This is a genomic window from Terrabacter carboxydivorans (assembly GCF_039532035.1).
In the GTDB taxonomy this organism is placed as follows: Bacteria; Actinomycetota; Actinomycetes; order Actinomycetales; family Dermatophilaceae; genus Terrabacter; species Terrabacter carboxydivorans.
The window spans coordinates 128,813-151,454 of sequence record NZ_BAAARE010000008.1 but is presented as its reverse complement, the minus strand read 5'-3'; the positions used below and the strand labels follow the sequence as shown (position 1 = coordinate 151,454).

The following is a 22,642-nucleotide window of genomic DNA, read 5'->3' as shown; positions in this document are numbered from 1 at the left end:
CCGCAAGCCGGGCGCGGAGCGGTGAGACGGCTCACACCACGTCGGGGCCGCAAGAAATCCGACGACTCGCTGTCGGTTTCTTGCAGGATTTTCAGTACTCGTCCGTAGGTCGAGCGGGGGTCACGACGCGTCGCGAGGGATGCCGGGCGTATGCCGTGGGGCGGCGTGGCGCCGTCGCAGCGGGAGGTCGTGGGCGGGCCGGGCTGGGGGCCGATTTCGTGGATGCGGACCCGAGGCGCTAAGGTAACTTTTCGTTCCTCCCGGTGAGGAACGACGCACCCGTAGCTCAACGGATAGAGCATCTGACTACGGATCAGAAGGTTTGGGGTTCGAATCCCTACGGGTGCACTCTGTGTTGAGACAGAACGCGAGACCCCGACCGGTTGCCGGTCGGGGTTTCGTGCTGTCGGCCCCGATTGCGCTCCGCGCCCCGGCCGGTGGCACCGCGGCGTTCATCCTCTCGGGGTGACGCGGGGGCGGTCGGTGGGGCGCGACGCTGGTCGGGTGTCGACCCAGCCAGCCGCCCGGACCGGTGCCGGTCTGATCCTCACGGTGCTCGCTGCGAGCCAGTTCCTCATGACGCTCGACAGCTCGGTCATGAACGTCTCGATGGCCGTGGTGGCCAAGGACCTCGGCACGACGATCAGCGGCATCCAGACCGCCATCACGCTCTACACGCTCGTCATGGCCACGATGATGATCACGGGCGGCAAGCTGGGCACGATCCTGGGACGGCGGCGTGCCTTCGCCATCGGGCTGGTCGTCTACGGCGCCGGCTCGTTCGTCACCGCGATCTCGCCGAACCTCACCGTGCTGCTGCTCGGCTGGTCGCTGCTCGAGGGCCTCGGTGCCTCGCTCATCATGCCGGCGATCGTGGCGCTCGTGGCCGCGAACTTCCCGCCCGAGCGACGCGCCGCCGCCTACGGTCTGGTCGCGGCAGCCGGGGCCATGGCCGTCGCCGCCGGGCCGCTCATCGGCGGGGCCGTCACGACCTTCGCCTCGTGGCGCTACGTCTTCGCCGGCGAGGTCGTCATCGTCCTCGTCATCATCGCCTTCCTGCGCAAGGTGGCGGACGTGCCGCCGAGCCCCGCGCGCATCGACTACGTCGGCTCGTTGCTGTCGGTCGTGGGCCTCGGCTCGGTCGTCTACGGCGTGCTGCGCACGAGCGAGTGGGGGTGGGTGGTCGCCAAGCCGGGCGCTCCCAAGATCCTCGGCGCCTCCCCGTCCATCTGGCTGGTGCTGCTCGGCGTCCTCGTGGTCTTCGGCTTCATGCGCTGGGAGAGCCACCTCGTGCGCACCGGAGGCGAGCCGCTCCTGCGGCCGGCGCTGCTGCGCAACCGCGGTCTCGTGGCCGGCCTGTCCATGTTCTTCTCCCAGTACATCGTGCAGGCGGGCGTCTTCTTCGCCGTGCCACTCTTCCTCTCCGTCGTGCTCGAGCTCGACGCGCTCCAGACGGGACTGCGGATCCTGCCGTTGTCCTTCGCGCTGCTCGTCGCCGCCGGGGGCATCCCCAAGGTGTGGCCGCGCGCCAACCCGCGGCGGGTCGTGCGCGTCGGCCTCTTCTCGGTGCTCGCCGGCATCCTCGTCCTCGTCGGCGGCATGGATCCGGGCGCCAACGCCGGGGTCGTCGCGATCCCCATGCTGCTCATCGGCTTCGGCCTCGGCGCGCTCTCGTCGCAGCTCGGAAGCGTCACCGTCTCGTCGGTGCCGGACTCCGAGAGCGCCGAGGTCGGTGGCCTGCAGAACACCGGCACCAACCTCGGGGCCTCGCTCGGCACCGCCCTCGTCGGCTCCGTGCTGCTGGCCACCCTGACGGCCTCGGTCGTCTCCGGCATCCAGCAGAACCCGGCCGTCCCGGCATCGGTCAAGGCGCAGGCCTCGACCCAGCTCGTCGGCGGGGTGCCCTTCATCTCCGACAAGCAGCTGACCGACGCCCTGGCCGCGTCGCCGCTCGACGCCGCGACGGCCGCGGCCGTCGTCGAGGTGAACGCCGGCGCGCGGCTCGACGCGCTGCGGGAGGCCTTCGGGGTCACGGCCCTGCTGGCGGCGGGAGCCCTCCTGCTCACCGGGCGCCTGCCGGACCGCGCGCCCGGCGACGACGGGGACGAGGAGGACGGAGACGACGACGGGGACGGCGACGGGGACGGCGACGGGGACGGCGACGGGGTGTGAGTTCCCTCCACGTCACGGGCATTGCCTTGTGCGCCGTCGTCGCTCGGGGTTGGGTGTGATCAGACCCGTCCACCGATGCACGCCGGGAGGCCACCGATGACCGCCGCACCGCCAGTCACCCTCGACCCGACCCTCTCGCACACCCGGGGTGAGACGGACACGCCACTGCTCGAGACGACCATCGGCGACGACTTCGACGCGACGGCCGAGCGCTTCGGTGATCGCGAGGCGCTCGTCGACGTCGCCCAGGGCAGGCGGTGGACGTATGCCGAGCTGCGGGCCGACGTCGACCGGCTGGCCCGCGCTCTGCTGGCCACCGGGGTCCGGACCGGCGACCGGGTCGGCATCTGGGCGCCGAACTGCTCGGAGTGGACGCTCGTGCAGTACGCGACGGCCAAGATCGGCGCGATCCTCGTCAACATCAACCCGAGCTACCGTTCGCACGAGCTGCAGTACGTGCTCGGCCAGGCGGGGATCTCGACGCTCGTCGCGGCCGAGTCGTTCAAGACGAGCAACTACCGGCAGATGGTCGAGGAGGTGCGCGACGAGGTCGACGGGCTCGAGCGCGTCGTCTACATCGGCACGTCCGACTGGGACGACCTGCTCGCCCGCGCCGACGAGGTGCCGGAGAGCGAGCTGCACGGCATACAAGCAGGGTTGAGGAACACCGACCCGATCAACATCCAGTACACCTCCGGCACCACGGGCTTCCCCAAGGGCGCGACGCTCAGCCACCGCAACATCCTCAACAACGGCTACTTCGTCGGCGAGCTCTGCGACTACACGGAGGCCGACCGCGTCTGCATCCCGGTGCCCTTCTACCACTGCTTCGGCATGGTCATGGGCAACCTCGCGTGCACCACCCACGGCTCGTGCATGGTCATCCCGGCGCCCGGCTTCGACCCCGCCGCGACGCTGCGGGCCACGCAGGACGAGAAGGTCACCTCCCTCTACGGCGTGCCGACGATGTTCATCGCCGAGTGGAACCTGCCCGACTTCGCGGACTACGACCTGTCGACCGTGCGCACCGGCATCATGGCCGGGTCTCCCTGTCCCGCAGAGCTGATGAAGAAGCTCATCGCGGCCGGCATCGAGGAGATGACGATCTGCTACGGCATGACCGAGACGTCGCCGGTCTCGACGCAGAACCGCACCGACGACACCTTCGAGCAGAAGGTCGGCACGGTCGGTCGGGTCGGGCCGCACCTCGAGATCAAGATCGTGGATCCCCTGACGGGAGAGACGGTTCCGCGGGGCACCGCCGGTGAGTTCATGACCAAGGGCTACTCGGTCATGCTCGGCTACTGGGAGCAGCCCGACAAGACGGCCGAGGCCATCGAGGACGGCTGGATGCACACGGGTGACATCGGCGTCATGCACGACGACGGCTACGTCGAGATCACCGGCCGCATCAAGGACATGGTCATCCGCGGTGGAGAGAACGTCTACCCGCGAGAGATCGAGGAGTTCCTCTACACGCACCCCGACATCCTCGACGCCCAGGTCATCGGCGTCCCCGACGAGAAGTACGGCGAGGAGCTGTGCGCCTGGGTGCGCATGAAGGACGGGGCGACACCGCTGACGGCTGAGTCGTTGCGCGAGTTCTGCACCGGCCAGCTCGCGCACTACAAGATCCCGCGCTACGTCGAGATCGTCGACGAGTTCCCGATGACCGTCACGGGCAAGATCCGCAAGGTCGAGATGCGGGAGACGACCGCGAAGAAGCTCGGGCTCGGCTGACCCGGAACGCTCGGTACGGGTCGCCGTCGCCGACTCGGGCGTGTGCTGGGTGCCGCGGGAGTGCTCCAGCGCAGTAGGTTTCGGGGGACGTGGTCGCGAGGGCCCGTAATCCGTGAGGGGAATGGCATGTCCGACACAGGCAAGACGGTTCTGTGGATCGTGGTGGCGATCGTCGTCATTGCAGTGATCATCTGGTTGTTCGTCTCGGCCGGGCGCCGCCGCGAGGTCGAGGCCCGCCGCTTCGAGGCCGGCGAGCTCCGGGCCCGCGCCGACGAGCGCCGGCCCGAGGTGCAGGGCACCGAGGACCGCGCGTCCGTCACCGCCGCGATGGCGGCTGACGCCCGCGCCGAGGCCGACCGCAAGGCGGCCGAGGCGCAGCGGCAGGCGGCCGAGGCCCAGCGCCAGGCGGCCGAGGCGCGCCGGCTGGAAGAGCAGGCCCAGCAGCACCGGGCCAGCGCCGAGTCGGCCCGCGTGGAGCACGCCGGCCTCGAGCGGGAGGCCGACCGCGTCGACCCCGACGTCCCCACCGACGACGAGGGTTTCCGGGTGGACGCAGAGGGCAACCGGCTCCCGGGCCAGGAGCCCGCGCACGGCGCCGGCCTCGCTGCCGGTGCCGCAGCCGGCGCGGGTGCCGCTGCCGTGGGCGCCGCGGCGTTCACGCACGACGACGACGAGGACGACCTCGCCGATGCCGAGAACCCCTTCGCGCCCGCCGCAGCGGAGCGCGCGGAGCGCGCGGACGCCGGCGACGGCACGGCCGTGTCGGACACCGACGAGCGCGGTCGGGTCGACGAGCGCGCCGGAGTCGACGAGGGCACTGGATTCGACGAGGGCACCGCAGCCGACAAGGGCATGGGAGCCGACGAGGGCGCGGTGGTCAATGAGGCCGCGGCGCCGGGCGAGCCCGAGCACGGCGGGGCCGCGATGGCTTCGGCCTCCGAGACGGATCTCGCGAGCGAGGCCGACCGTGAGGTCGACGAGCGGTCGGCGGACCAGTCCTCCTACGCGTCGGAGGAGCCGGAGGTCCTCGGCACCACGCGCGAGGAGACGCGCGACGAGCGGCACGGTGTCGGCCACGAGGCCGCCCACGAGGACGGTCACGAGGACGGTCACGAGGACGGTCACGAGGACGGTCACGAGGACGTCGCGGCGGCGCAGGGCTCAGTGGGTACTGGGAGTGCACCGGAAGGGCTTCCCGACGAAAGGTCCACGACCATGAGCGACCACACCGACACCGACGCGAGCACCGGCACCGACGCGAGCACCGGCACCGACGCGAGCACCGGCACCGACGCCGCCAGCGACGCGTCCACGGACACGAGTGCCAGCGGTACGGACCACTCCTTCGTGCCGCCCGTGGCCGACGCCGAGCAGCCGAAGCAGGTCGAGGTCCCCGCCCTGGACGAGCGCGACGACGTGCTGTCCGGCGGCGGAACGCCCGACACCGACCCGGGCGACCACCGCGGGCAGGCCTGGGCCACGACGCCCGGCGACCGCGGGCTCGACGACGAGGCCGGGTCCGACGACGCCGCCGACGAGGGGCTGGACGTCGACATGGCCCCCCACTCGCACGAGAGTGACGAGGACGAGGAGCTGGCCGAGCCGGCGAGCGGCGACGCCGACCGCGCACCCGCCACCGCCTCCGGCCACACGTCCGAGCACACGTCCGAGAGCGCTGATGCCTCCGACAGCACGGGCGGCGCCACCGACACGGCCTGGACCGACGCCCCGGACGCCCCCGAGAGCCCCGCCCCGGCCGTGGAGTCCCGCGACGAGCACGCCGACCAGCAGCAGGATGACGAGCGGCGCGAGCCCTCCGCGGCGCCCACCGACACCGCGTGGTCGATCGACGACTCGACGTCGGACGCCACGGCGGGCTCGACCGAGGAGGCCGCCCAGGAGTCTCACGCCGAGGAGCAGGGCCAGGAGCAGAACCCGGAGCAGGGCCAGGAGGACCAGCAGCAGTCCGCGGCCGGTCGACGGATGTCCGGCTTCGACGAGGTCGTCGACGGCGGCTTCGGCCTCGGCTCCGCCGCACCGATCGCCGACGGCGCGCAGCCGCTCGGCCACGCGGTCAAGGGCCGCCGTGACGGCACGACCTTCCTCGGTCCCGACGACGCCGGCTACGACGACGTCGAGCCCGACGTGTGGTTCTACAACGAGGAGGCAGCCCGCCGCGCGGGCTTCCGGCGCGAAGGGGAGTGACCCCGGCCTGACGGCTGGATCACCACAGGTCGACGTGGCCACGTGCACCCGGTGCACGTGGCCACACCCCTGTCTGGGACCGCGGCCGGCCAGGTGCGACGGCCACCAGAGCCGGACGCCTGCCGCCGGAACGGACGCCCGCCGGCGGAACGGACGCCTGCCGTCGGACCGGACGCCGGCCCTCCCGCGCACGGACCCGGGCGCCGGCACGCGGACTCGGGCACACGGCATACGACGTCCTCGTCGTCCGGTGGGCAGGGGACGGCGGAAACGGTGGCGCGGGCACCCCGCGCGCACAAATAGACTGAGCGGCATGGTTTCCCCGCTCGTCGCACTCACGCCCAAGGTCCAGTCCGCGATCGCCGCCGCTCTCGGTGACGACTTCCGCGAGGCGGACCCGGTGCTGCGTCCGTCGCAGTTCGCCGACGTGCAGGTCAACGCCGCGCTCGCACTGGCCAAGAAGGTCGGGATGCCGCCGCGGGACGTCGCGGCCAAGATCGTGGCAGCGCTCGACCTCGACGGCGTCTGCGACTCCGTCGAGGTGAGCGGCCCGGGGTTCATCAACCTCACCTTCTCGAGCGCGTGGATCGCCGGGCTGCTGCAGGAGGTCGAGGCCGATGCGCGCGCCGGCGTCGCCCTGCAGCCGACGCAGAACATCCCCATCGACTACTCCGCGCCCAACGTCGCGAAGGAGATGCACGTCGGGCACCTGCGCACGACCGTCGTCGGCGACTCCATCGCCCGCACGCTCGAGCACCTCGGGCACAACGTCATCCGCCAGAACCACATCGGTGACTGGGGCACACCCTTCGGCATGCTCATCGAGCACCTGCTCGACGTCGGTGAGGGCTCGGACGAGGCAGGTCTGCTCATCACGGACCCCAACGCGTTCTACCAGGCCGCCCGCGTCAAGTTCGACGCCGCCGAGAAGGCCGAACCGGCCGGCAGCGCAGGCGACTTCAACGTGCGCGCCCGCTCGCGGGTCGTGCTGCTCCAGGCCGGCGACCCCGAGACGCTGCGGCTCTGGAACGAGCTCGTCGACCTGTCGAAGGTCTACTTCAACAAGCTCTACGCGACCCTCGGCGTCACGCTGACCGACCTCCACCTCGCGGGTGAGTCGATGTACAACGACGCGCTCCCCGGCATCTGCGAGGAGCTCGAGTCGCGGGGCATCGCCGAGGTGTCCGACGGCGCCCTGTGTGTCTTCCTCGACGGCTACACCGGCCGCGAGGGCAAGCCCGTGCCGCTCATCATCCGCAAGTCCGACGGCGGATACGGCTATGCCACAACTGATCTCGCGACCATCAAGTACCGCGTGCACGACCTCGGCGCCCACCGGGTGCTCTACGTCATCGGTGCGCCGCAGTCGCTGCACCTCAACATGGTCTGGGACACCGCGCGCAAGGCCGGCTGGCTGCCCGACGACGTCGTGCCCGTCCACGTGCAGATCGGCAACGTGCTCGGAGAGGACCGCAAGATCCTCAAGACCCGCTCCGGCGCGCCGCTGCGGCTCATGGCGCTCCTCGAGGAGGCCGTCGACAAGGCGCGCGCCGTCATCGACGAGACGCGTCCCGACCTCGACGAGCCGCTTCGCGCGACCATCGCCCGCCAGATCGGCATCGGCGCCGTGAAGTACGCCGACCTCTCCGTCGCGCACGACAGCGAGTACGTCTTCGACCTCGACCGCATGGTCGCGCTCACCGGCAACACCGGCCCCTACCTGCAGTACGTCGTGGCCCGCATCCGGTCGATCTTCCGCCAGGTCGGGCTCGACCCGGCCGCGCAGCACGCGCCGATCCTGCTGGGCGAGCCGCACGAGCGTGCCCTCGCCACGCACCTGCTCGGGTTCGGCGACGTCGTGGCCGAGGTCGGGGACACCTACGAGCCGCACCGGCTCGCGGGCTACCTCTTCGAGCTGGCCCAGGCGTTCTCGGCGTTCTACGAGAACTGCCCCGTGCTCAAGGCCGAGCACGACGAGGTCAAGGAGTCGCGCCTGACCCTGTGTGCCCTGGTGTTCCGGGTCATGACGACCGGTCTCGACCTGCTCGGCCTGGAGTCCCCCGAGCAGATGTGACGGCGCGGCCCGCGGCCGCGCAGCCACCTCGTCTGCACCTCGTCTGCACCTCGTCACATCTTGTCCGTTGCCGGGGTGGCCGGCGACGGAGGACAGTCGGCTCCATGACCGTCACGAACGCCTGGGACTTCAGCGGCCTCAAGGCCACCTACGTCAACTGCACCCTCAAGAAGAGCCCCGAGGTGAGCCACACGCAGGGCCTCGTCGACGCGAGCGCGGCCATCATGCGCGAGCACGGCGTCACCGTCGAGGAGATCCGCCTCGTCGACCACGACGTCGCCACCGGCGTCTACCCCGACATGCGCGAGCACGGGTGGGAGAGCGACGCCTGGCCCGAGCTCTACCCCGGCATCCTCGACAGCCAGATCCTCGTCGTCGCCGGACCGATCTGGCTCGGAGACAACTCGAGCGTCACCAAGCGGCTCATCGAGCGCATCTACTCCCTGAGCGGCATGCTCAACGACCAGGGGCAGTACCTCTTCTACGGACGGGTCGCCGGGTGCCTCATCACCGGCAACGAGGACGGCATCAAGCACTGCGCCCAGAACGTGCTCTACAGCCTCCAGCACGTCGGCTACACCATCCCACCCAACGCCGACGCGGGCTGGATCGGCGAGGCCGGCCCCGGCCCGAGCTACCTCGACCCCGGCAGCGGCGGACCCGAGAACGACTTCACCAACCGCAACACGACCTTCATGACGTGGAACCTCATGCACCTCGCGAGGATGCTGCACGACGCAGGCGGCGTGCCGGCATACGGCAACGTGCGGTCGGCGTGGAACGAGGGCGAGCACTTCGGCTGGCACAACCCCGAGTACCGCTGACCTCGGGGGCCACAGTCACCCTCCGAGGATGATGCCGCGGGGTGGGGCGGTTATGACGATGGCAGGGAGCACACCCGTCTGGGTCGCTGCCCTACGAGAAAGGTCGCCCCGACATGTCGTTCTGGGACATCATCTGGTTCATCATCGTCTTCTTCGCGTTCGCGTCGTACCTCATGGTGCTGTTCTCGATCGTGGCCGACCTCTTCCGCGACCCCGAGGTCTCCGGCGGGATGAAGGCGCTCTGGGTCGTGTGCCTCGTCTTCTTCACCTTCATCACCGCGATCGTCTACCTCATCGTGCGCGGCCGCGGCATGAACGAGCGCACGGCGAAGACGTACGAGCAGGCCCGCAAGGCACAGGAGGACTACGTGCGCTCGGTCGCCGGCACCGGCACCTCGGCGCCGGAGCAGATCGCCAAGGCCAAGGAGCTGCTCGACACCGGCGCGATCACGGCCGACGAGTTCGCCTCGCTCAAGGCCAAGGCGCTGGCCTGACCACGGGAGCCGTGGTTCCGTGAGCAAGGTTCGCGACGGGATCCTCCCGGACGCCTCGGCCGATCGTGCCGAGCGCGTCCGCGAGGCCCGATCGCGTATGCCGCTCGCTGCCCACGCGCAGCTCGCGCCCCCGGGTGACCAGGACGTCGTCGCCCTTCTCGAGGAGCAGGGTCGAGAGCGCATCGCGGAGCTGCTGCCGTTCCGCCACGGACGCATGCTCGCCTCGCCCTTCGCGTTCTACCGCGGCGCGGCGGCGGTCATGGCGGCCGACCTCGCGACGGCACCGGGCACCGGGCTGACCGTCCAGCTGTGCGGTGACGCGCACGTGTCCAACTTCGGGCTCTACGCCTCGCCGGAGCGGCGACAGGTCTTCGACCTCAACGACTTCGACGAGACGTGGCCCGGTCCGTTCGAGTGGGACGTCAAACGGCTGGCCGCGAGCCTCGAGATCGCCGGCCGCGGAAACGGCCTGCGCCGCAAGCGCCGTCGCGCCATCACCACCGCGACCGTGCGCTCCTACCGTCTGTCGATGGCGCAGTTCGCCGCACAGTCGACGATGGAGGTCTGGTACACGCGAGGCGAGGTGCAACCCGGCCTGCCCCGGCTCAAGGAGGCGCTGCCCAAGGCGTCCCGCGCCACGACGCGGCGCGTCGTCGAGAAGTCCCGGAGCCGGGACTCCGCGCACGCCCTGGGCAAGCTCACCGTCGTCGAGGACGGACAGCCGCGCTTCGCCAGCGACCCGCCCCTGCTCGTGCCGGTGCACGACCTCGCGCCCGACCTCGCCGAGGTCCTCGGTGACTGGGCCGACCGGATCCTCGTGCAGTACCGCAGCACCCTCCAGGCCGACCGGCGCGTGCTGCTCGACCGCTTCCGCGTGGTCGATCTCGCCCGCAAGGCCGTCGGTGTCGGGTCGGTGGGCACCCGGGCCTGGCTGATGCTGCTGCTCGACGAGGCGGGGGACCCGTTGATGCTGCAGGCCAAGGAGGCCGTCGACTCAGTGCTCGCCGCGCACCTGCCCGGCCCGACCTTCGACAACCACGGACGTCGGGTTGTCGAGGGGCAGCGACTGATGCAGGCCAGCAGCGACATCCTGCTCGGATGGCAGCGCACCACCGGTGTCGACGGTGTCGAGCGTGACTTCTACGTCCGCCAGTTCCGTGACTGGAAGGGCGGGTTCGAGATCGAGGCCGTCGACGACGCGATTCTGGAGATGCTGGGGCAGATGTGCGCCTGGACCCTCGCCCGCGCGCACGCCCGGTCGGGGGACCGGCGTGACATCGCGGCCTACCTCGGGGCGGGGGAGCGCGGGGAGGGCGTCGCCGGGAGTGCAGGCGGCGGCGAGGGGGCCGAGTTCGACGAGGCCGTCGCGGACTTCGCCGTGGCGTACGCAGACAAGAACGAGCGCGACCACGCCGCACTGGCCGAGGCCGTCGCGTCCGGACGCCTGCCGGCGGCGAGCGAGCTCTGACCCTCGCGAGGCTGCCGGTTCAGAGCCCGTGGGTGCTGCCTACCAGCGCCTGGTAGCGCGCCACGACGTCGGCGTGCGCCTGCTCCTCACCCGGCCGCACGGCATACTCCGAGTCGACCTCGAGGGCCCACGTGGGCGGCTCCGCGGCTCCGGACAGGGCCCACGCTGCCTGCCGGGCGGCGCCGACCCCGACGTACTCGGCGGGAGCCGGGACGACGACGGGGGCACGGAAGAGCCCGGGCGCCACCTCGCGGACCGCCCGGGAGGCCGCGGCGCCGCCGATGAGGAGGATGCGTCCGACCTCGACGTCCTTGGCGCGCAGCGCGTCCACGCCGGCGACGAGGTTGCAGAGCATGCCCTCGACGGCGGCACGGGCGAGGTTCTCGGGCGTGGCGTTCGACCGGGTCAGGCCGCCCAGGGTGCCGGTCGCGTCCGGGAGGTCGGGGGTGCGCTCGCCGTCGAGGTAGGGCAGCAGGCTCAGCCCTCCGGCGCCCGGACCTGCCTCGAGCGCCAGCCGGTCGAGCTCCGCGAGGTCGACACCGAGCATCGAGGCCGCCGCCGAGAGGACGCGAGCGGCGTTGAGGGTGCACATGAGGGGCAGGTGGTGGCCGGTGGCGTCGGCGAAGCCGGCGATCGCGCCCGTCTCGTCCCGGATGGCCGAGCGGTGCTGGGTGAAGACCGTGCCGCTCGTGCCCAGGGAGACGACGACGTCGCCGGGGTGCAGCGTCAGCCCGAGGGCGGCGCCCATGTTGTCGCCCGTGCCTGCAGCGACGAGCATCCCGGTCGCCGTGCGTCCCGCCGGCTGCGCCGGTGAGAGCACCTCGGGCACCTCGACGGTGCGACCGAAGGCACGCTCGAGCAGGTCGAGACGGTAGTCGCCGTCGGCAGCGGACCAGTAGCCCGTGCCCGAGGCGTCACCGCGGTCGGTGCTCCAGCGCTCGAAACCGTTGCCCTGCTTGAGGATCTGCCCGGTCATCCAGTCGTGGGGCAGGACCACCCGCTCGACCCTCGCCGCAAGGTCAGGCTCGTGCTCGGCGAGCCAGCGCAGCTTCGTCACGGTGAAGCTGGCCACCGGGACGAGGCCCACCGCGTCGACCCACGCAGCGACGCCGCCCAGCTCGGCGGTGAGGTCGCGGGCGGCGCCGGCGCTGCGGGTGTCGTTCCAGAGCAGGGCGTCGCGCACGACCGCGTCGTCCTCGTCGAGGGTGACCATGCCGTGCTGCTGACCACCCACCGCGAGAGCTGCCACGCCGTCGAGGATGCCGCCGCCGCTCGCCTGCTCAAAGGCCTCCCACCACCGGTCGGGGTGCACCTCGGTGGCGTCCGGGTGCGAGGCGCGCGCCGTTCGGACCACCTCACCGGTCTCCGCGTCGCAGACGACGATCTTGGTCGACTGCGTCGAGCTGTCGACGCCGGCGACGAGCGTTCTGCCGTCGGTCACGTGGTCACCCTGGTGCTCCATGACTGCAGCGTCTCCCGGGCGCCCTTCTCGTGCAAGGCCGAGAGGGCTTCTGCAAACACCGCAGTGAAGCGCTCGTCGTCGACGAGGCCGCCGAAGAGGTCCCGGTCGCGCAGGAAGGCGAGCGGGTCGTCGCCCTGTCGGGCGGCGGCCGCCATGACGCGGTCCTTGACGCGGTCGACGACCTCGATGGGGGCGCCCTGCTCGTCGACGCCCTCGGCGTAGCGCGCCCACGACGCGACGACGAGAGCCGATCGCTCGATCTCGCCGCCCGTCTCGAGGTTGCGGTTGATGACCGGCACGAGCCACTTCGGGATGCGGTCCGAGCTCTCGGCGCAGAGGCGGGCGAGGGTGTCGCGCACCTCCGGGTTGGCGAAGCGCTCGATGAGCTCGTGACGGTAGGCGTCGAGGTCGACGCCGGGCACCTCCGGGAGGGTCGGACTGCCCTCACGCTCCATGTAGCCGAGCAGGAAGTCGACGAAGAGCGGGTCCTGGCAGACCTCGTGCGCGTAGCGGTAGCCCGCGAGGTAGCCGAGGTAGCACAGAGCCTGGTGGCTCGCGTTGAGCAGCCGCAGCTTCATCAGCTCGTAGGGCACGACGTCCTCGACGAGCTGGACAGCCGCCTCCTCCAACGGCGGTCGCCCGTCGGTGAAGTGGTCCTCGAGCACCCACTGCGTGAACGGCTCGCACACGACGGGCCAGCCGTCGGCGACGCCGAACTCGTCGGCCAGGCGCTCGATGTCCTCGGGCGCTGTCACCGGGGTGATCCGGTCGACCATGCAGTTGGGGAACGAGACGTGCTCGTCCATCCAGTCGGCGAGCGACGGGTCCTTGAGCCGGGCGAAGGCCGTCATCATCTTGCGGGCCACGTCGCCGTTGCCGGGCAGGTTGTCGCACGACATGACGGTGAAGGGCGTGCCGCCCGCCTCGCGCCGCGCGGCCAGCCCGGCGATGACGTAGCCGAAGACGGTCCGCGGCACGGCACCGGCCTCGAGGTCGGCCCGGATCGCCGGGTCGTCCGCGTCGAACTCGCCCGTCACCTGGTTGACCAGGTAGCCGCCCTCGGTGATGGTGAGCGACACGATGCGCGTGCGTGGGTCGGCGAGACGGTCGACGACGGCCTGCGGGTCGTCCGGCGCGAACATCAGCTCGACGATGCTGCCGACCACCCGCGCCTCCCGGTGACCGTCCGGGTGCTTGACGACGAGCGTGTAGAGCCCGTCCTGCGCGGTCAGGGTGTCGATGATCCGGCGGTCCTGGGGGAGGGCGCCAACCCCGCAGATGCCCCAGTCGAGCGCGAGGCCGTGCTCCATGAGCCGGTCGACGTACATCGCCTGGTGAGCACGGTGGAAACCGCCCACACCGAAGTGCACGATGCCCGCCGTGACCTGCGATCGGTCGTACGCCGGCCGACCCACGGAGGGCGGGAGGGCGGCATACGTGCTCTGCGACAGGGGGATCGGCGTCGATGACGACGGGGCAGGCGTGGTGGTCATGGGTCCTCTGGGTGCTCTCGAAGGTGTGACCGGACGTGGGGGTGGGGCTCAGTGGACCTCGGACATGCTCCACATGGTCCAGAGCTCGGTCCGCATGCGACGGGGCTGGCGGAGGGTGTAGCCGACGGCCTGGGCGATGTCGTCCGGCTCCATGAAGTCGCCCTCGCTCGGGTCACGGCCGCCGAAGCGTCCGTCAGCGGCCGCGAAGGGGGTGTTGACCCCGGCGGGCGCGATCGTCGTCGTGCGGATGAGCTCGGATCGCAGCTCGCGGTCGAGCGCGTAGCCGAGGTTGATCTGGGCGCCCTTCGTGGCGGCGTAGACCGCCTCCTTGCCGCCGCCGATCAGCAGGCCCGCGACGGAGCCGATGATGACGATGTCGCCGCCGTCGCCCTGGGCGCGGAACTGGCGGACCGCCGCCCTGGCCAGCCACACGGTCCCCTTGACGTTGACGTCGACCATGAGCGCGACCTCGTCGGCCGAGTAGTCGAGGACGCCGCCGTAGAAGCCCACCGCGGCGTTGGCGACGACCGAGTCGACCCGCCCGAAGGCCTGCACCCCGGCGGCGACGAGCGCGTCGGCGGTGGACTCGTGCCGGACGTCCCCGACGCTGAGGGCGAGCCGGTCCTCGCCCCAGTCGGACCGGAGCGCGGTGAGGGCCTCGGCCCGCACGTCCCCGGCCACGACGCGACCACCGGCCTCGAGCACGAGCCGGGCGATGGAGCCCCCGATGGCTCCGCCGGCGCCGGTGACGACGACGACGGTTCCCTCGAGGCTGCGGCCCCGGGAGGCGGCGTGCGAGCCGGGGCCCGGGGCACCCTCGGTGATGCTCACTTGATGGCACCCATCGACAGGCCGCGGACGAGCTGCTTCTGCGCGACCCAGCCGGCGATGATGACGGGCAGCGCGGCGATCGTGGCTGCCGCCGACAGGACGGCGAGGAACTGCCCGCGGCCGTCGACGAAGCTGCCGAGGAACGGCGGTGTCGTGCGGGCCGCCGAGCTCGTCAGCAGCAGCGCGAGGAAGTACTCGTTCCAGGCGAAGATGAAGCTGATGAGCGCAGCCGCGGCCACGCCGGGAAGCACGAGCGGCAGGACGATCCGCACGATCTCGCGGAACATGCCGGCCCCGTCGACCCGGGCGGCCTCGATGATCTCGAAGGGGACCTCGAGCAGGAACGAGCGCATCATCCACACCGTGACCGGCAGGTTCATCGCGCCGTAGACGACGGCGAGCACGTAGATGTTGTCGAGCAGGCCGACCGTCTTGAAGATCATGAAGAGCGGCAGCACGATCGCCGCGAGCGGCATGAACCGGGTCGAGATGAAGAAGGACAGCGAGTTCTCGACGTTCTTGACCCGGCGGATCGACAGGGCGTAGGCGGCCGGGATCGCGAGGACCACCGAGATGATCGTCGAGGTCACCGCCGCGGTCAGCGAGTTCTGCAGGTAGCCGGCCATCCCGCGGTCCATGGCGAGCTGGTAGCCCTCGGTGACCGGCTTGAAGATGAACGTCGGGTCGACCGACGAGGCCAGCGACTCCGGCTTGAACCCGTTGAGGAACATCCACAGCACGGGGAAGAAGAAGACGAGGACGAGGATCCAGGTGACGAGGGTGACGAGGGCCCCGCGGGCCGATCGGGTCGAGCCGTTCATCGACTTCCTCCTGCCATGAAGACCTTGAAGACGCTCTTGAGCGCGATGGTCGCGACGATGATCGTGAGGATGACGGTCACGACGCCGTATGCCGCTGCCTGCCCGACGTCGAGGCCGATGAAGGCGCGCTCGTAGAGGAGGTAGGCGAGGGTCTTCGTGCCACCGGTCCCCTTGGTGAGGATGGCGATGGGGTCGAAGACCTGCAGGATGATGACCGAGCCGAGCAGCACGCCGATCTCGATGTACATCCGCAGGTGGGGGAGCGTGATCCAGGTGAAGGTCCGCCAGGCGCCGGCGCCGTCGACCTGCGCGGCCTCGAGGATGCCGCGGTCCTGGCCCTGCAGGCCGGCCAGCAGGATCAGCATCATGAAGGGCGTGAACTGCCAGGTGAGCACGATGACGACCGTCATCATCGGGTGCTCGGTGCTCCACGACACGACGGGCAGGTGCAAGGTCCGGAAGAGCCAGTTGAGCATCCCGATGTTGGTGTCGAACATCGAGTACTTCCAGATGAGCGCGGCGGCCGCCGGCATGATGAGGAACGGCGTGATCATCAGGGTCCGGGCCAGTGCCCGCCCGTGGAACTGCCGGTCGAGCAGGATCGCGAAGAGCAGGCCGAAGAGCAGTGCCATGACGACCGACAGGGCCGTGATGAGCACGGTGGCGACGATCGAGGGCCACAGGTCACCGGACGTCAGCGCGCTCGTGTAGTTGTCGAACCCGGCGAAGGCCCGGTCGTTGGGGTAGAGCAGGTTCCACTTCGTCAGCGAGAAGCCGATGGTCGTCAGGAACGGGATCTGCGTCAGCAGGATGAGGAAGATGACGGCCGGCAGGAGCAGGCCACGGTTGCGCCAGAGCTCCGTCCGCTGCACGCGCCGCTTGTCGGTCGCGGTGGTCGCGCGGACGTCGTCGAGCTCGGACGGTTGCTCGGATGGGTGGGTGGTGGTCGTCGTCATGTCGGCACTCCCTTGTGCGGCTCGTGCGACTGCGGTCGGAGAAGGTATGGGGGTGTGGTGCCGGAGTGCCGGGTCCGGGGCGTGCCGGACCCGGCACCACGGGTCACCAGGTCATCGACGCGGCGTCACTTCTTGTGCTTGTCGCCCGCGGCCTGGGCGATGGTCTGGCACTTGCCGAGCGCGTCGTCGATGGTGCCGCGGTTGGCGAGGTAGTCCGCGACGAGCTGGGCACACTGGTTGCCGACGTCCTGGAACTCGGGGATCGAGACGTACTGGATGCCGACCCACGGCTGCGGGTTGACGCCCGGCTGCTTCGGGTTGACCGAGCTCATGACGTCGAGCGTGATCGGGGCGTAGGCCTTGGCAGCGTCCTTGTACTCCGGGATCGAGTACGTCGAGGTGCGCGAGCCGGGCGGGACGTTGGACCAGCCGATCTTGTTGCCGACGAGCTTGATGTAGTCCTTGCTCGTGGCCCACTTGACGAACTTGATCGCCGCGTCCTTCTGCTTCGTCGACGCCGGGATGGCGAGGTTCCAGCTCCAGAGCCAGCCGGACTCCTTGGTCTTGTCGACCGGCATGTGGGCGTAGCCCATCTTGCCCTTCACCGGCGAGTCGGAGGCCTCGAGCATCGAGGCGGCGACGGACGCGTCGGCCCACATCGCGGCCTTGCCCTCCTTGAGGGCGGTCAGGCACTCGTTGAAGCTGTAGGACACGGGGTCCTTCTCGCCGGAGTCGTCGAGCATCTGCTTGTAGAAGCCGACGGCCTGCTTCCACTCGGGGGTGTCGACGGTGGCCTTCCAGTTGCTGTCGTACCAGCTGCCGCCGAAGGTCTGGACCACCGTGGTCAGCGGCGCGAAGAGATCGCCCCAGCCGGGCTTCCCGCGCATGCAGATCCCGGCCATGTCGGCCGTCTTGACCTTCTTGGCCGCGTCGGCGACCTCCTGCCACGTGGGGTTGTTGCTGATCTTGACCCCGGCCTTGTCCAGGACCTCCTTGTTGTACATGAGGATCGAGGACTCGCCGTAGAACGGGACGGCGAACAGCTTGTTGTCGAAGGTGTTGACGGCGCGGACCGGCGGCAGCAGGTCGTTGACGTCGTAGGACGGGTCGGCCTGGAGCGACGGGGTGAGGTCGACGAGCCAGCCGTTGGCGCCCCACTGCGGCGTCTCGTAGGCGCCGATGGTGACGATGTCGTACTGGCCGGCGCCGCTGGCGACGTCCGCCGTCACGGCGGCGCGCAGGTCGCCCTCCTCCATGACCTGGAAGTTGACCGTGACCCCCGGGTTGGCCTTCTCGTACTCGGCCTTGAGCTTCTCCATGTCCTTCATCTGGCCGTTGTTCACCGTGGCCACCTTGAGGGTGATGGGTGCGCCGGCGCCGCCGGTCGACCCGCCCCCGGACTGCACGGCGCCGGACGAACAGGCAGTCACCGTCATGGCCACCGCCACCACGCCCGTCCCCAGCGCGAGCATGCGCTTGTTCGCAAGCATTCCTAACTCCTTTGGTAGGCATCTGTCGTTCCGGCCCGAGCTCGACGACCACGGGTGAGGCAGGCACACCGTCCGGATCGGCATCCGCAACAGTTCTTGACTGGAACTTGCCGGAACGGTAATGAGGCGAGCGCACCGCCAACAAGCACCATGAGCCCTCTGTCATTGATACGATTTTTCGCGGTGGCTCGTCCGGGATGTGCACTTCGGTGCCGCTCCCCGCACGAGGAGGAGACGACGAGGTCCCAGGCCGACGAAGGACGAAATGGATTCGTATCGATCCAGCCAGACTCACGACCGTGGATCCGCCCACCCGGGCGGGGGGAGTACCGCTGTGCCGGATTCGTCGGTCTCGACAGCCTCACCGGCGTCCTCGGCCCTGCGGCTCGGTGCGCCGATGCGTCGGGAGATCATCCCGCCGCACCCTCAGGCCTCCATCCGCGTGCTGACCCACGACTTCCCGAGCGAGATCTGCGGCTGGGGCTACCACCCGGAGTACGAGATCCACCTCATCACCAAGACGCGCGGCAGCTTCATCGCCGGCGACCACATCGGCACGTTCGCGCCGGGTCACGTCAGCATGGTCGGTCCCAACCTGCCGCACGACTGGGTGAGCGACCTCGCCGAGGGGCAGGTGGCCGTCGACCGCGACGCCGTCATCCAGTTCAGCGACGAGTGGATCCGCCAGGCCACCGAGCACCTGCCCGAGCTCGCCGAGGTCTCCGAGCTGCTGCACCGCTCGACGCGCGGGCTCGTGTTCTCCGGCGCCACCGCCTGGCGGGCGGCCGAGACGATCCTGGCCTGCGTGCACAGCCACGGCGTCGAGCAGCTCGGCCACCTCTTCAAGCTGCTGGCGCTCTTCGCGCACGCCCCGACGGACGAGTACGAGCTCGTCGCGAGCGAGTGGGTGGGCCGTCCCAACGACGCGGCGTCGCGCGACGCGGGCGAGGCGGGGCTCAGCTACATCCTCGACAACCTGACCGGCGACATCCGCCTGTCGACGGCAGCGCGTCTCGCGTACATGTCCGAGCCGACGTTCTCGAAGTACTTCAAGACGGCGACCGGGATGACGTTCTCCAACATGGTCAAGAAGCTGCGGATCGCCTACGCCAGACGCCTTCTCGACACCTCCGAGGACTCGGTGGCCCAGATCGCCGAGCGCAGCGGTTACCACAACATGGCCAACTTCAACCGGCAGTTCCTCGCCGAGGTGGGCACCACGCCGAGCGCGTACCGCCGTCTGGAGTCGGACCAGAAGCCGCCACCGGAGCTGTTCAGCCTCGGCCTCCGGGCGCCGTCTCACTGACTCGAAACTGACCCGGCACTGACGAGGACGAGCGTCCCCGCTCCGTCGGGGTGCTCACCATCAGAGACGTTCGGGCCAAGGCACATGTCATTTGTGTGACGTGCCCGGCAGACCTGCCGCTACCCGCGGGTCGTGCCCTAGGTTCGTGAACCAGTGCCCACAGCCCTCCGCGCGAAGGAGCCCAGCGTGCAGATCGGTGTCCCCCGAGAGACCCGCGCCCGAGAGACACGCGTCGCCGCGACGCCCAAGACGGTCGAGCAGCTCGTCGCCCTCGGCTACGACGTGGCGGTCGAGAGCGGGGCCGGAGCCGCAGCGAGCTTCGCCGACGAGGCGTATGCCGCAGCCGGCGCTCGCGTGGTCACCGCCGACGAGGCGTGGGGCTCGCCGGTCGTCCACAAGGTCAACGCGCCGTCCGACGAGGAGATCGCGCGGCTGCGACCGGGCACCGTGCTCGTCTCGCTCATGGCGCCGGCGATCAGCCCCGACCTCGTCGAGAAGCTCAGGGCGGCCCGGGTCACCGCGATGGCCATGGACGCCGTCCCGCGCATCAGCCGGGCCCAGTCGCTCGACGTCCTGTCGTCGATGGCCAACATCGCCGGCTACCGCGCCGTCGTCGAGGCCGCCCACGAGTTCGGCTCGTTCTTCACCGGTCAGGTGACGGCCGCGGGCAAGGTGCCTCCTGCCAAGGTGCTCGTCGCCGGCGCCGGCGTCGCGGGTCTCGCCGCGATCGGCACGGCGCGCTCCCTGGGCGCCATCGTCCGCGCGACCGACGCCCGCGTCGAGGTGGCCGAGCAGGTCGAGTCCATGGGCGCGGACTTCCTCGCGGTGCAGCTCCCCGAGGTCGACGAGGCCGCTGCGTCGAGCGACGGCTACGCCAAGGAGATGGGGGAGGAGTACAACCGGCTCGCGGCCGAGCTCTACGGGCAGCAGGCTCCCGACGTCGACATCATCATCACGACCGCCCTCATCCCCGGACGTCCCGCGCCTCGGCTCATCACCGGCGAGATGGTCGCCTCGATGCGGCCGGGCTCGGTGATCGTCGACATGGCCGCGGCCAACGGCGGCAACGTCGAGGGCTCGGTCGCCGACCAGATGGTCGTCACCGACAATGGCGTCCGGATCATCGGCTACACCGACCTCGCCGCCCGGCTGCCCACCCAGGCGTCGCAGCTCTACGGCACCAACCTCGTCAACCTGATGAAGCTGCTGACCCCCGGCAAGGACGGCGAGCTCGTCCTCGACTTCGACGACGTCGTGCAGCGCAACATGACGGTCGCGCGGGACGGCGAGCTGCTCTGGCCGCCGCCCGCCATCCAGGTCAGCGCGGCGCCCGTCGCGCAGTCGCCGGCCGGCAAGAAGGTCGTCAAAGAGCCTGAGCCACCGAAGGATCCACGCCGGAGGTATGCCGGCATGGCAGTCGGTGCGGTCGTGTTCGCCGTGATCGCGGCCGTCTCACCCGCGAGCTTCCTCGGCCACTTCACCGTCTTCGCGCTCGCGGTCGTCATCGGCTACTACGTCATCGGCAACGTGCATCACGCCCTGCACACGCCGCTCATGTCGGTGACCAACGCGATCAGCGGCATCATCGTCGTCGGTGCGCTGCTCCAGCTCGGCTCGGCCCGGACGTCACCGGGCTCGTCGGGCTCACAGCTCGTCATCATCGTCCTCGCGTTCGTCGCCACGCTCATCGCGAGCATCAACATCTTCGGTGGCTTCACCGTGACCCGCCGCATGCTGACGATGTTCCGGAAGGGCTGACCGCACATGGACATCGCACTCATCCAGGCGGCATACATCGTCGCGGCCCTGCTCTTCATCATGTCGCTCGCCGGACTCTCGAAGCACGAGACCGCGCGCGACGGCAACGTGCTCGGCATGGTCGGCATGGGCATCGCCCTCGTCGCCACCCTGTGGCTCGCCCTCCGGGACGCCCCGTGGGGCAACGCGGTCGCGGTCGCCGTGGCGATGGCGATCGGTGCGTCGATCGGCATCTGGCGCGCGCGTCGCGTCGAGATGACGGGCATGCCCGAGCTCATCGCGATGCTGCACTCCTTCGTCGGCGCCGCAGCGGTGCTCGTCGGGCTCAACACCTTCCTCGCCTCCGACGGCACCGGGGACTCGGTGCACCTCGTCGAGATATTCCTCGGCGTCTTCATCGGCGCTGTGACGTTCACCGGCTCGATCGTCGCCTTCCTCAAGCTGTCGGCGCGCATCTCGAGCAAGCCGCTCATGCTGCCGGCCCGTCACTGGCTGAACCTGGCCGCGCTCGTCGTCTCGGCAGGGCTGCTCGTCTGGTTCGTCGCCGCGCACTCGCTCGTCCCGCTGATGGTCATGACGGCGATCGCGCTGGCCTTCGGCTGGCACCTCGTCGCCTCGATCGGCGGCGGCGACATGCCGGTCGTCGTGTCGATGCTCAACAGCTACTCCGGATGGGCGGCTGCTGCTGCCGGCTTCATGCTCGGCAACGACCTGCTCATCGTCACCGGAGCGCTCGTCGGGTCCTCCGGTGCCTACCTCTCCTACATCATGTGCCAGGCGATGAACCGCTCGTTCGTGTCGGTCATCGCCGGCGGGTTCGGCTCTGACGGAGCGGTCTCCGACTCGGACGTCGACTACGGCGACCACCGCGAGACCAACGCCGCCGAGGTCGCCGACCTGCTCAAGAACGCCTCGTCCGTCGTCATCACCCCCGGCTACGGCATGGCCGTCGCGCAGGCGCAGTACCCCGTCGCAGAGCTGACGTCCAAGCTGCGCGAGCGGGGCATCGACGTCCGGTTCGGCATCCACCCGGTGGCCGGTCGCCTGCCGGGCCACATGAACGTGCTGCTCGCCGAGGCGCGCGTGCCCTACGACATCGTGCTCGAGATGGACGAGATCAACGATGACTTCCCCGGCACCGACGTCGTCCTTGTCATCGGCGCCAACGACACGGTCAACCCGGCGGCGGCCGAGGACCCGACCTCGCCGATCGCCGGCATGCCGGTGCTGCAGGTGTGGAACGCCAAGGACGTCGTCGTCTTCAAGCGGTCGATGAACGCCGGCTACGCCGGGGTGCAGAACCCGCTCTTCTTCCGCGACAACAGCGCCATGCTCTTCGGCGACGCCAAGGAGCGCGTCGAGGACATCATCAAGGCCCTCTGACCCACCCGCCGCCGACAGGCTGGCTCCGTCCCCGACTGCCAACCGAACGCAGCGTTCGATCTCGAACTCACTGTTAGAACACTGAGTTCGAGATAAGTCGGATCGTAGCCATGTCGTTCTGTGAGCCAAGGAGTTGCTGACTCTGGTTGTCTTCCTAAGACCGCT

At 70.1% G+C, this 22,642-nt stretch carries 16 protein-coding genes and 1 tRNA gene; 11 read left to right on the top strand and 6 right to left on the bottom strand.

Annotated features, from left to right (window positions below; all coding sequences use genetic code 11):
* The first annotated feature begins 275 nt into the window (after positions 1 to 275).
* The 8 genes from ABD297_RS10455 to ABD297_RS10420 all read left to right on the top strand — a co-directional run bounded on the left by ABD297_RS10455 (position 276) and on the right by ABD297_RS10420 (position 10,977).
* Positions 276 to 348, top strand: a tRNA-Arg gene (locus tag ABD297_RS10455).
* A 156-nt stretch (positions 349 to 504) separates the two neighbouring features.
* Complete coding sequence (locus ABD297_RS10450; RefSeq protein ID WP_344254868.1) at positions 505 to 2,172, top strand: MFS transporter; 1,668 nt, start codon at positions 505 to 507, stop codon at positions 2,170 to 2,172.
* A gap of 96 nt (positions 2,173 to 2,268) precedes the next feature.
* Positions 2,269 to 3,912: an AMP-binding protein gene (locus ABD297_RS10445; RefSeq protein WP_344254867.1), complete on the top strand. Its 1,644-nt coding sequence runs from the start codon at positions 2,269 to 2,271 to the stop codon at positions 3,910 to 3,912.
* 126 nt (positions 3,913 to 4,038) lie between these two features.
* Positions 4,039 to 6,117: a sunset domain-containing protein gene (locus ABD297_RS10440; RefSeq protein ID WP_344254866.1), complete on the top strand. Its 2,079-nt coding sequence runs from the start codon at positions 4,039 to 4,041 to the stop codon at positions 6,115 to 6,117.
* Positions 6,118 to 6,430: 313 nt separating this feature from the next.
* Positions 6,431 to 8,191 (top strand): arginine--tRNA ligase, encoded by a 1,761-nt coding sequence (gene argS / locus ABD297_RS10435; RefSeq protein ID WP_344254865.1) that lies wholly within the window; start codon positions 6,431 to 6,433, stop codon positions 8,189 to 8,191.
* 104 nt (positions 8,192 to 8,295) lie between these two features.
* Positions 8,296 to 9,015, top strand: a complete 720-nt coding sequence (locus tag ABD297_RS10430; protein ID WP_344254864.1) for a flavodoxin family protein — start codon at positions 8,296 to 8,298, stop codon at positions 9,013 to 9,015.
* Between the two features lie 113 nt (positions 9,016 to 9,128).
* Complete coding sequence (locus tag ABD297_RS10425; protein WP_344254863.1) at positions 9,129 to 9,509, top strand: SHOCT domain-containing protein; 381 nt, start codon at positions 9,129 to 9,131, stop codon at positions 9,507 to 9,509.
* A 19-nt stretch (positions 9,510 to 9,528) separates the two neighbouring features.
* Positions 9,529 to 10,977 (top strand): DUF2252 domain-containing protein, encoded by a 1,449-nt coding sequence (locus ABD297_RS10420; RefSeq protein WP_344254862.1) that lies wholly within the window; start codon positions 9,529 to 9,531, stop codon positions 10,975 to 10,977.
* 19 nt (positions 10,978 to 10,996) lie between these two features.
* On the opposite strand, the gene xylB is transcribed toward ABD297_RS10420, so the two are convergent.
* The 6 genes from xylB to ABD297_RS10390 form a co-directional block, all read right to left on the bottom strand.
* Positions 10,997 to 12,439 (bottom strand): xylulokinase, encoded by a 1,443-nt coding sequence (gene xylB, locus ABD297_RS10415; RefSeq protein ID WP_344254861.1) that lies wholly within the window; start codon positions 12,437 to 12,439, stop codon positions 10,997 to 10,999.
* Positions 12,415 to 13,932: a mannitol dehydrogenase family protein gene (locus ABD297_RS10410; protein ID WP_344254860.1), complete on the bottom strand. Its 1,518-nt coding sequence runs from the start codon at positions 13,930 to 13,932 to the stop codon at positions 12,415 to 12,417. Before ABD297_RS10410 ends, xylB begins: the two co-directional genes overlap by 25 nt.
* Before the next feature lie 48 nt (positions 13,933 to 13,980).
* Positions 13,981 to 14,763, bottom strand: coding sequence for an SDR family oxidoreductase (locus ABD297_RS10405; RefSeq protein WP_344254859.1), 783 nt, complete (start codon positions 14,761 to 14,763; stop codon positions 13,981 to 13,983).
* Positions 14,760 to 15,584, bottom strand: a complete 825-nt coding sequence (locus ABD297_RS10400; RefSeq protein WP_344254858.1) for a carbohydrate ABC transporter permease — start codon at positions 15,582 to 15,584, stop codon at positions 14,760 to 14,762. The genes ABD297_RS10405 and ABD297_RS10400 overlap by 4 nt, the downstream gene beginning before the upstream one ends.
* A complete protein-coding gene (locus ABD297_RS10395; RefSeq protein ID WP_344254857.1) occupies positions 15,581 to 16,540 on the bottom strand; it encodes a carbohydrate ABC transporter permease in 960 nt (319 codons plus the stop codon). Before ABD297_RS10395 ends, ABD297_RS10400 begins: the two co-directional genes overlap by 4 nt.
* Positions 16,541 to 16,665: 125 nt before the next feature.
* Positions 16,666 to 18,030 (bottom strand): ABC transporter substrate-binding protein, encoded by a 1,365-nt coding sequence (locus tag ABD297_RS10390; RefSeq protein WP_344254856.1) that lies wholly within the window; start codon positions 18,028 to 18,030, stop codon positions 16,666 to 16,668.
* Positions 18,031 to 18,427: 397 nt separating this feature from the next.
* Here ABD297_RS10390 and ABD297_RS10385 point away from each other — a divergent pair, with 397 nt between their 5' ends.
* From ABD297_RS10385 to pntB, 3 genes are all read left to right on the top strand, one after another.
* The gene (locus ABD297_RS10385; protein ID WP_344254855.1) at positions 18,428 to 19,336 is read left to right on the top strand and encodes a helix-turn-helix domain-containing protein; all 909 of its coding nucleotides are present in this window, start codon (positions 18,428 to 18,430) and stop codon (positions 19,334 to 19,336) included.
* Positions 19,337 to 19,522: 186 nt separating this feature from the next.
* Entirely contained in the window at positions 19,523 to 21,094 is a 1,572-nt protein-coding gene (locus ABD297_RS10380) for a Re/Si-specific NAD(P)(+) transhydrogenase subunit alpha (protein WP_344254854.1), read from the top strand.
* Between the two features lie 6 nt (positions 21,095 to 21,100).
* Positions 21,101 to 22,477: a Re/Si-specific NAD(P)(+) transhydrogenase subunit beta gene (gene pntB, locus ABD297_RS10375; protein ID WP_344254853.1), complete on the top strand. Its 1,377-nt coding sequence runs from the start codon at positions 21,101 to 21,103 to the stop codon at positions 22,475 to 22,477.
* The last annotated feature ends 165 nt before the right edge of the window (positions 22,478 to 22,642 follow it).

What these genes read in the sequence shown, in the direction of transcription:
- ABD297_RS10445 (WP_344254867.1), top strand. Translation starts at nt 2,269, where the DNA reads ATGACCGCCGCACCGCCAGTCACCCTCGACCCGACCCTCTCGCACACC.
- ABD297_RS10440 (WP_344254866.1), top strand. Translation starts at nt 4,039, where the DNA reads ATGTCCGACACAGGCAAGACGGTTCTGTGGATCGTGGTGGCGATCGTC.
- argS (WP_344254865.1), top strand. Translation starts at nt 6,431, where the DNA reads ATGGTTTCCCCGCTCGTCGCACTCACGCCCAAGGTCCAGTCCGCGATC.
- ABD297_RS10430 (WP_344254864.1), top strand. Translation starts at nt 8,296, where the DNA reads ATGACCGTCACGAACGCCTGGGACTTCAGCGGCCTCAAGGCCACCTAC.
- ABD297_RS10425 (WP_344254863.1), top strand. Translation starts at nt 9,129, where the DNA reads ATGTCGTTCTGGGACATCATCTGGTTCATCATCGTCTTCTTCGCGTTC.
- xylB (WP_344254861.1), bottom strand. Translation starts at nt 12,439, where the DNA reads ATGGAGCACCAGGGTGACCACGTGACCGACGGCAGAACGCTCGTCGCC.
- ABD297_RS10410 (WP_344254860.1), bottom strand. Translation starts at nt 13,932, where the DNA reads ATGACCACCACGCCTGCCCCGTCGTCATCGACGCCGATCCCCCTGTCG.
- ABD297_RS10400 (WP_344254858.1), bottom strand. Translation starts at nt 15,584, where the DNA reads ATGAACGGCTCGACCCGATCGGCCCGCGGGGCCCTCGTCACCCTCGTC.
- ABD297_RS10395 (WP_344254857.1), bottom strand. Translation starts at nt 16,540, where the DNA reads ATGACGACGACCACCACCCACCCATCCGAGCAACCGTCCGAGCTCGAC.
- ABD297_RS10390 (WP_344254856.1), bottom strand. Translation starts at nt 18,030, where the DNA reads ATGCTTGCGAACAAGCGCATGCTCGCGCTGGGGACGGGCGTGGTGGCG.
- ABD297_RS10385 (WP_344254855.1), top strand. Translation starts at nt 18,428, where the DNA reads ATGCGTCGGGAGATCATCCCGCCGCACCCTCAGGCCTCCATCCGCGTG.
- pntB (WP_344254853.1), top strand. Translation starts at nt 21,101, where the DNA reads ATGGACATCGCACTCATCCAGGCGGCATACATCGTCGCGGCCCTGCTC.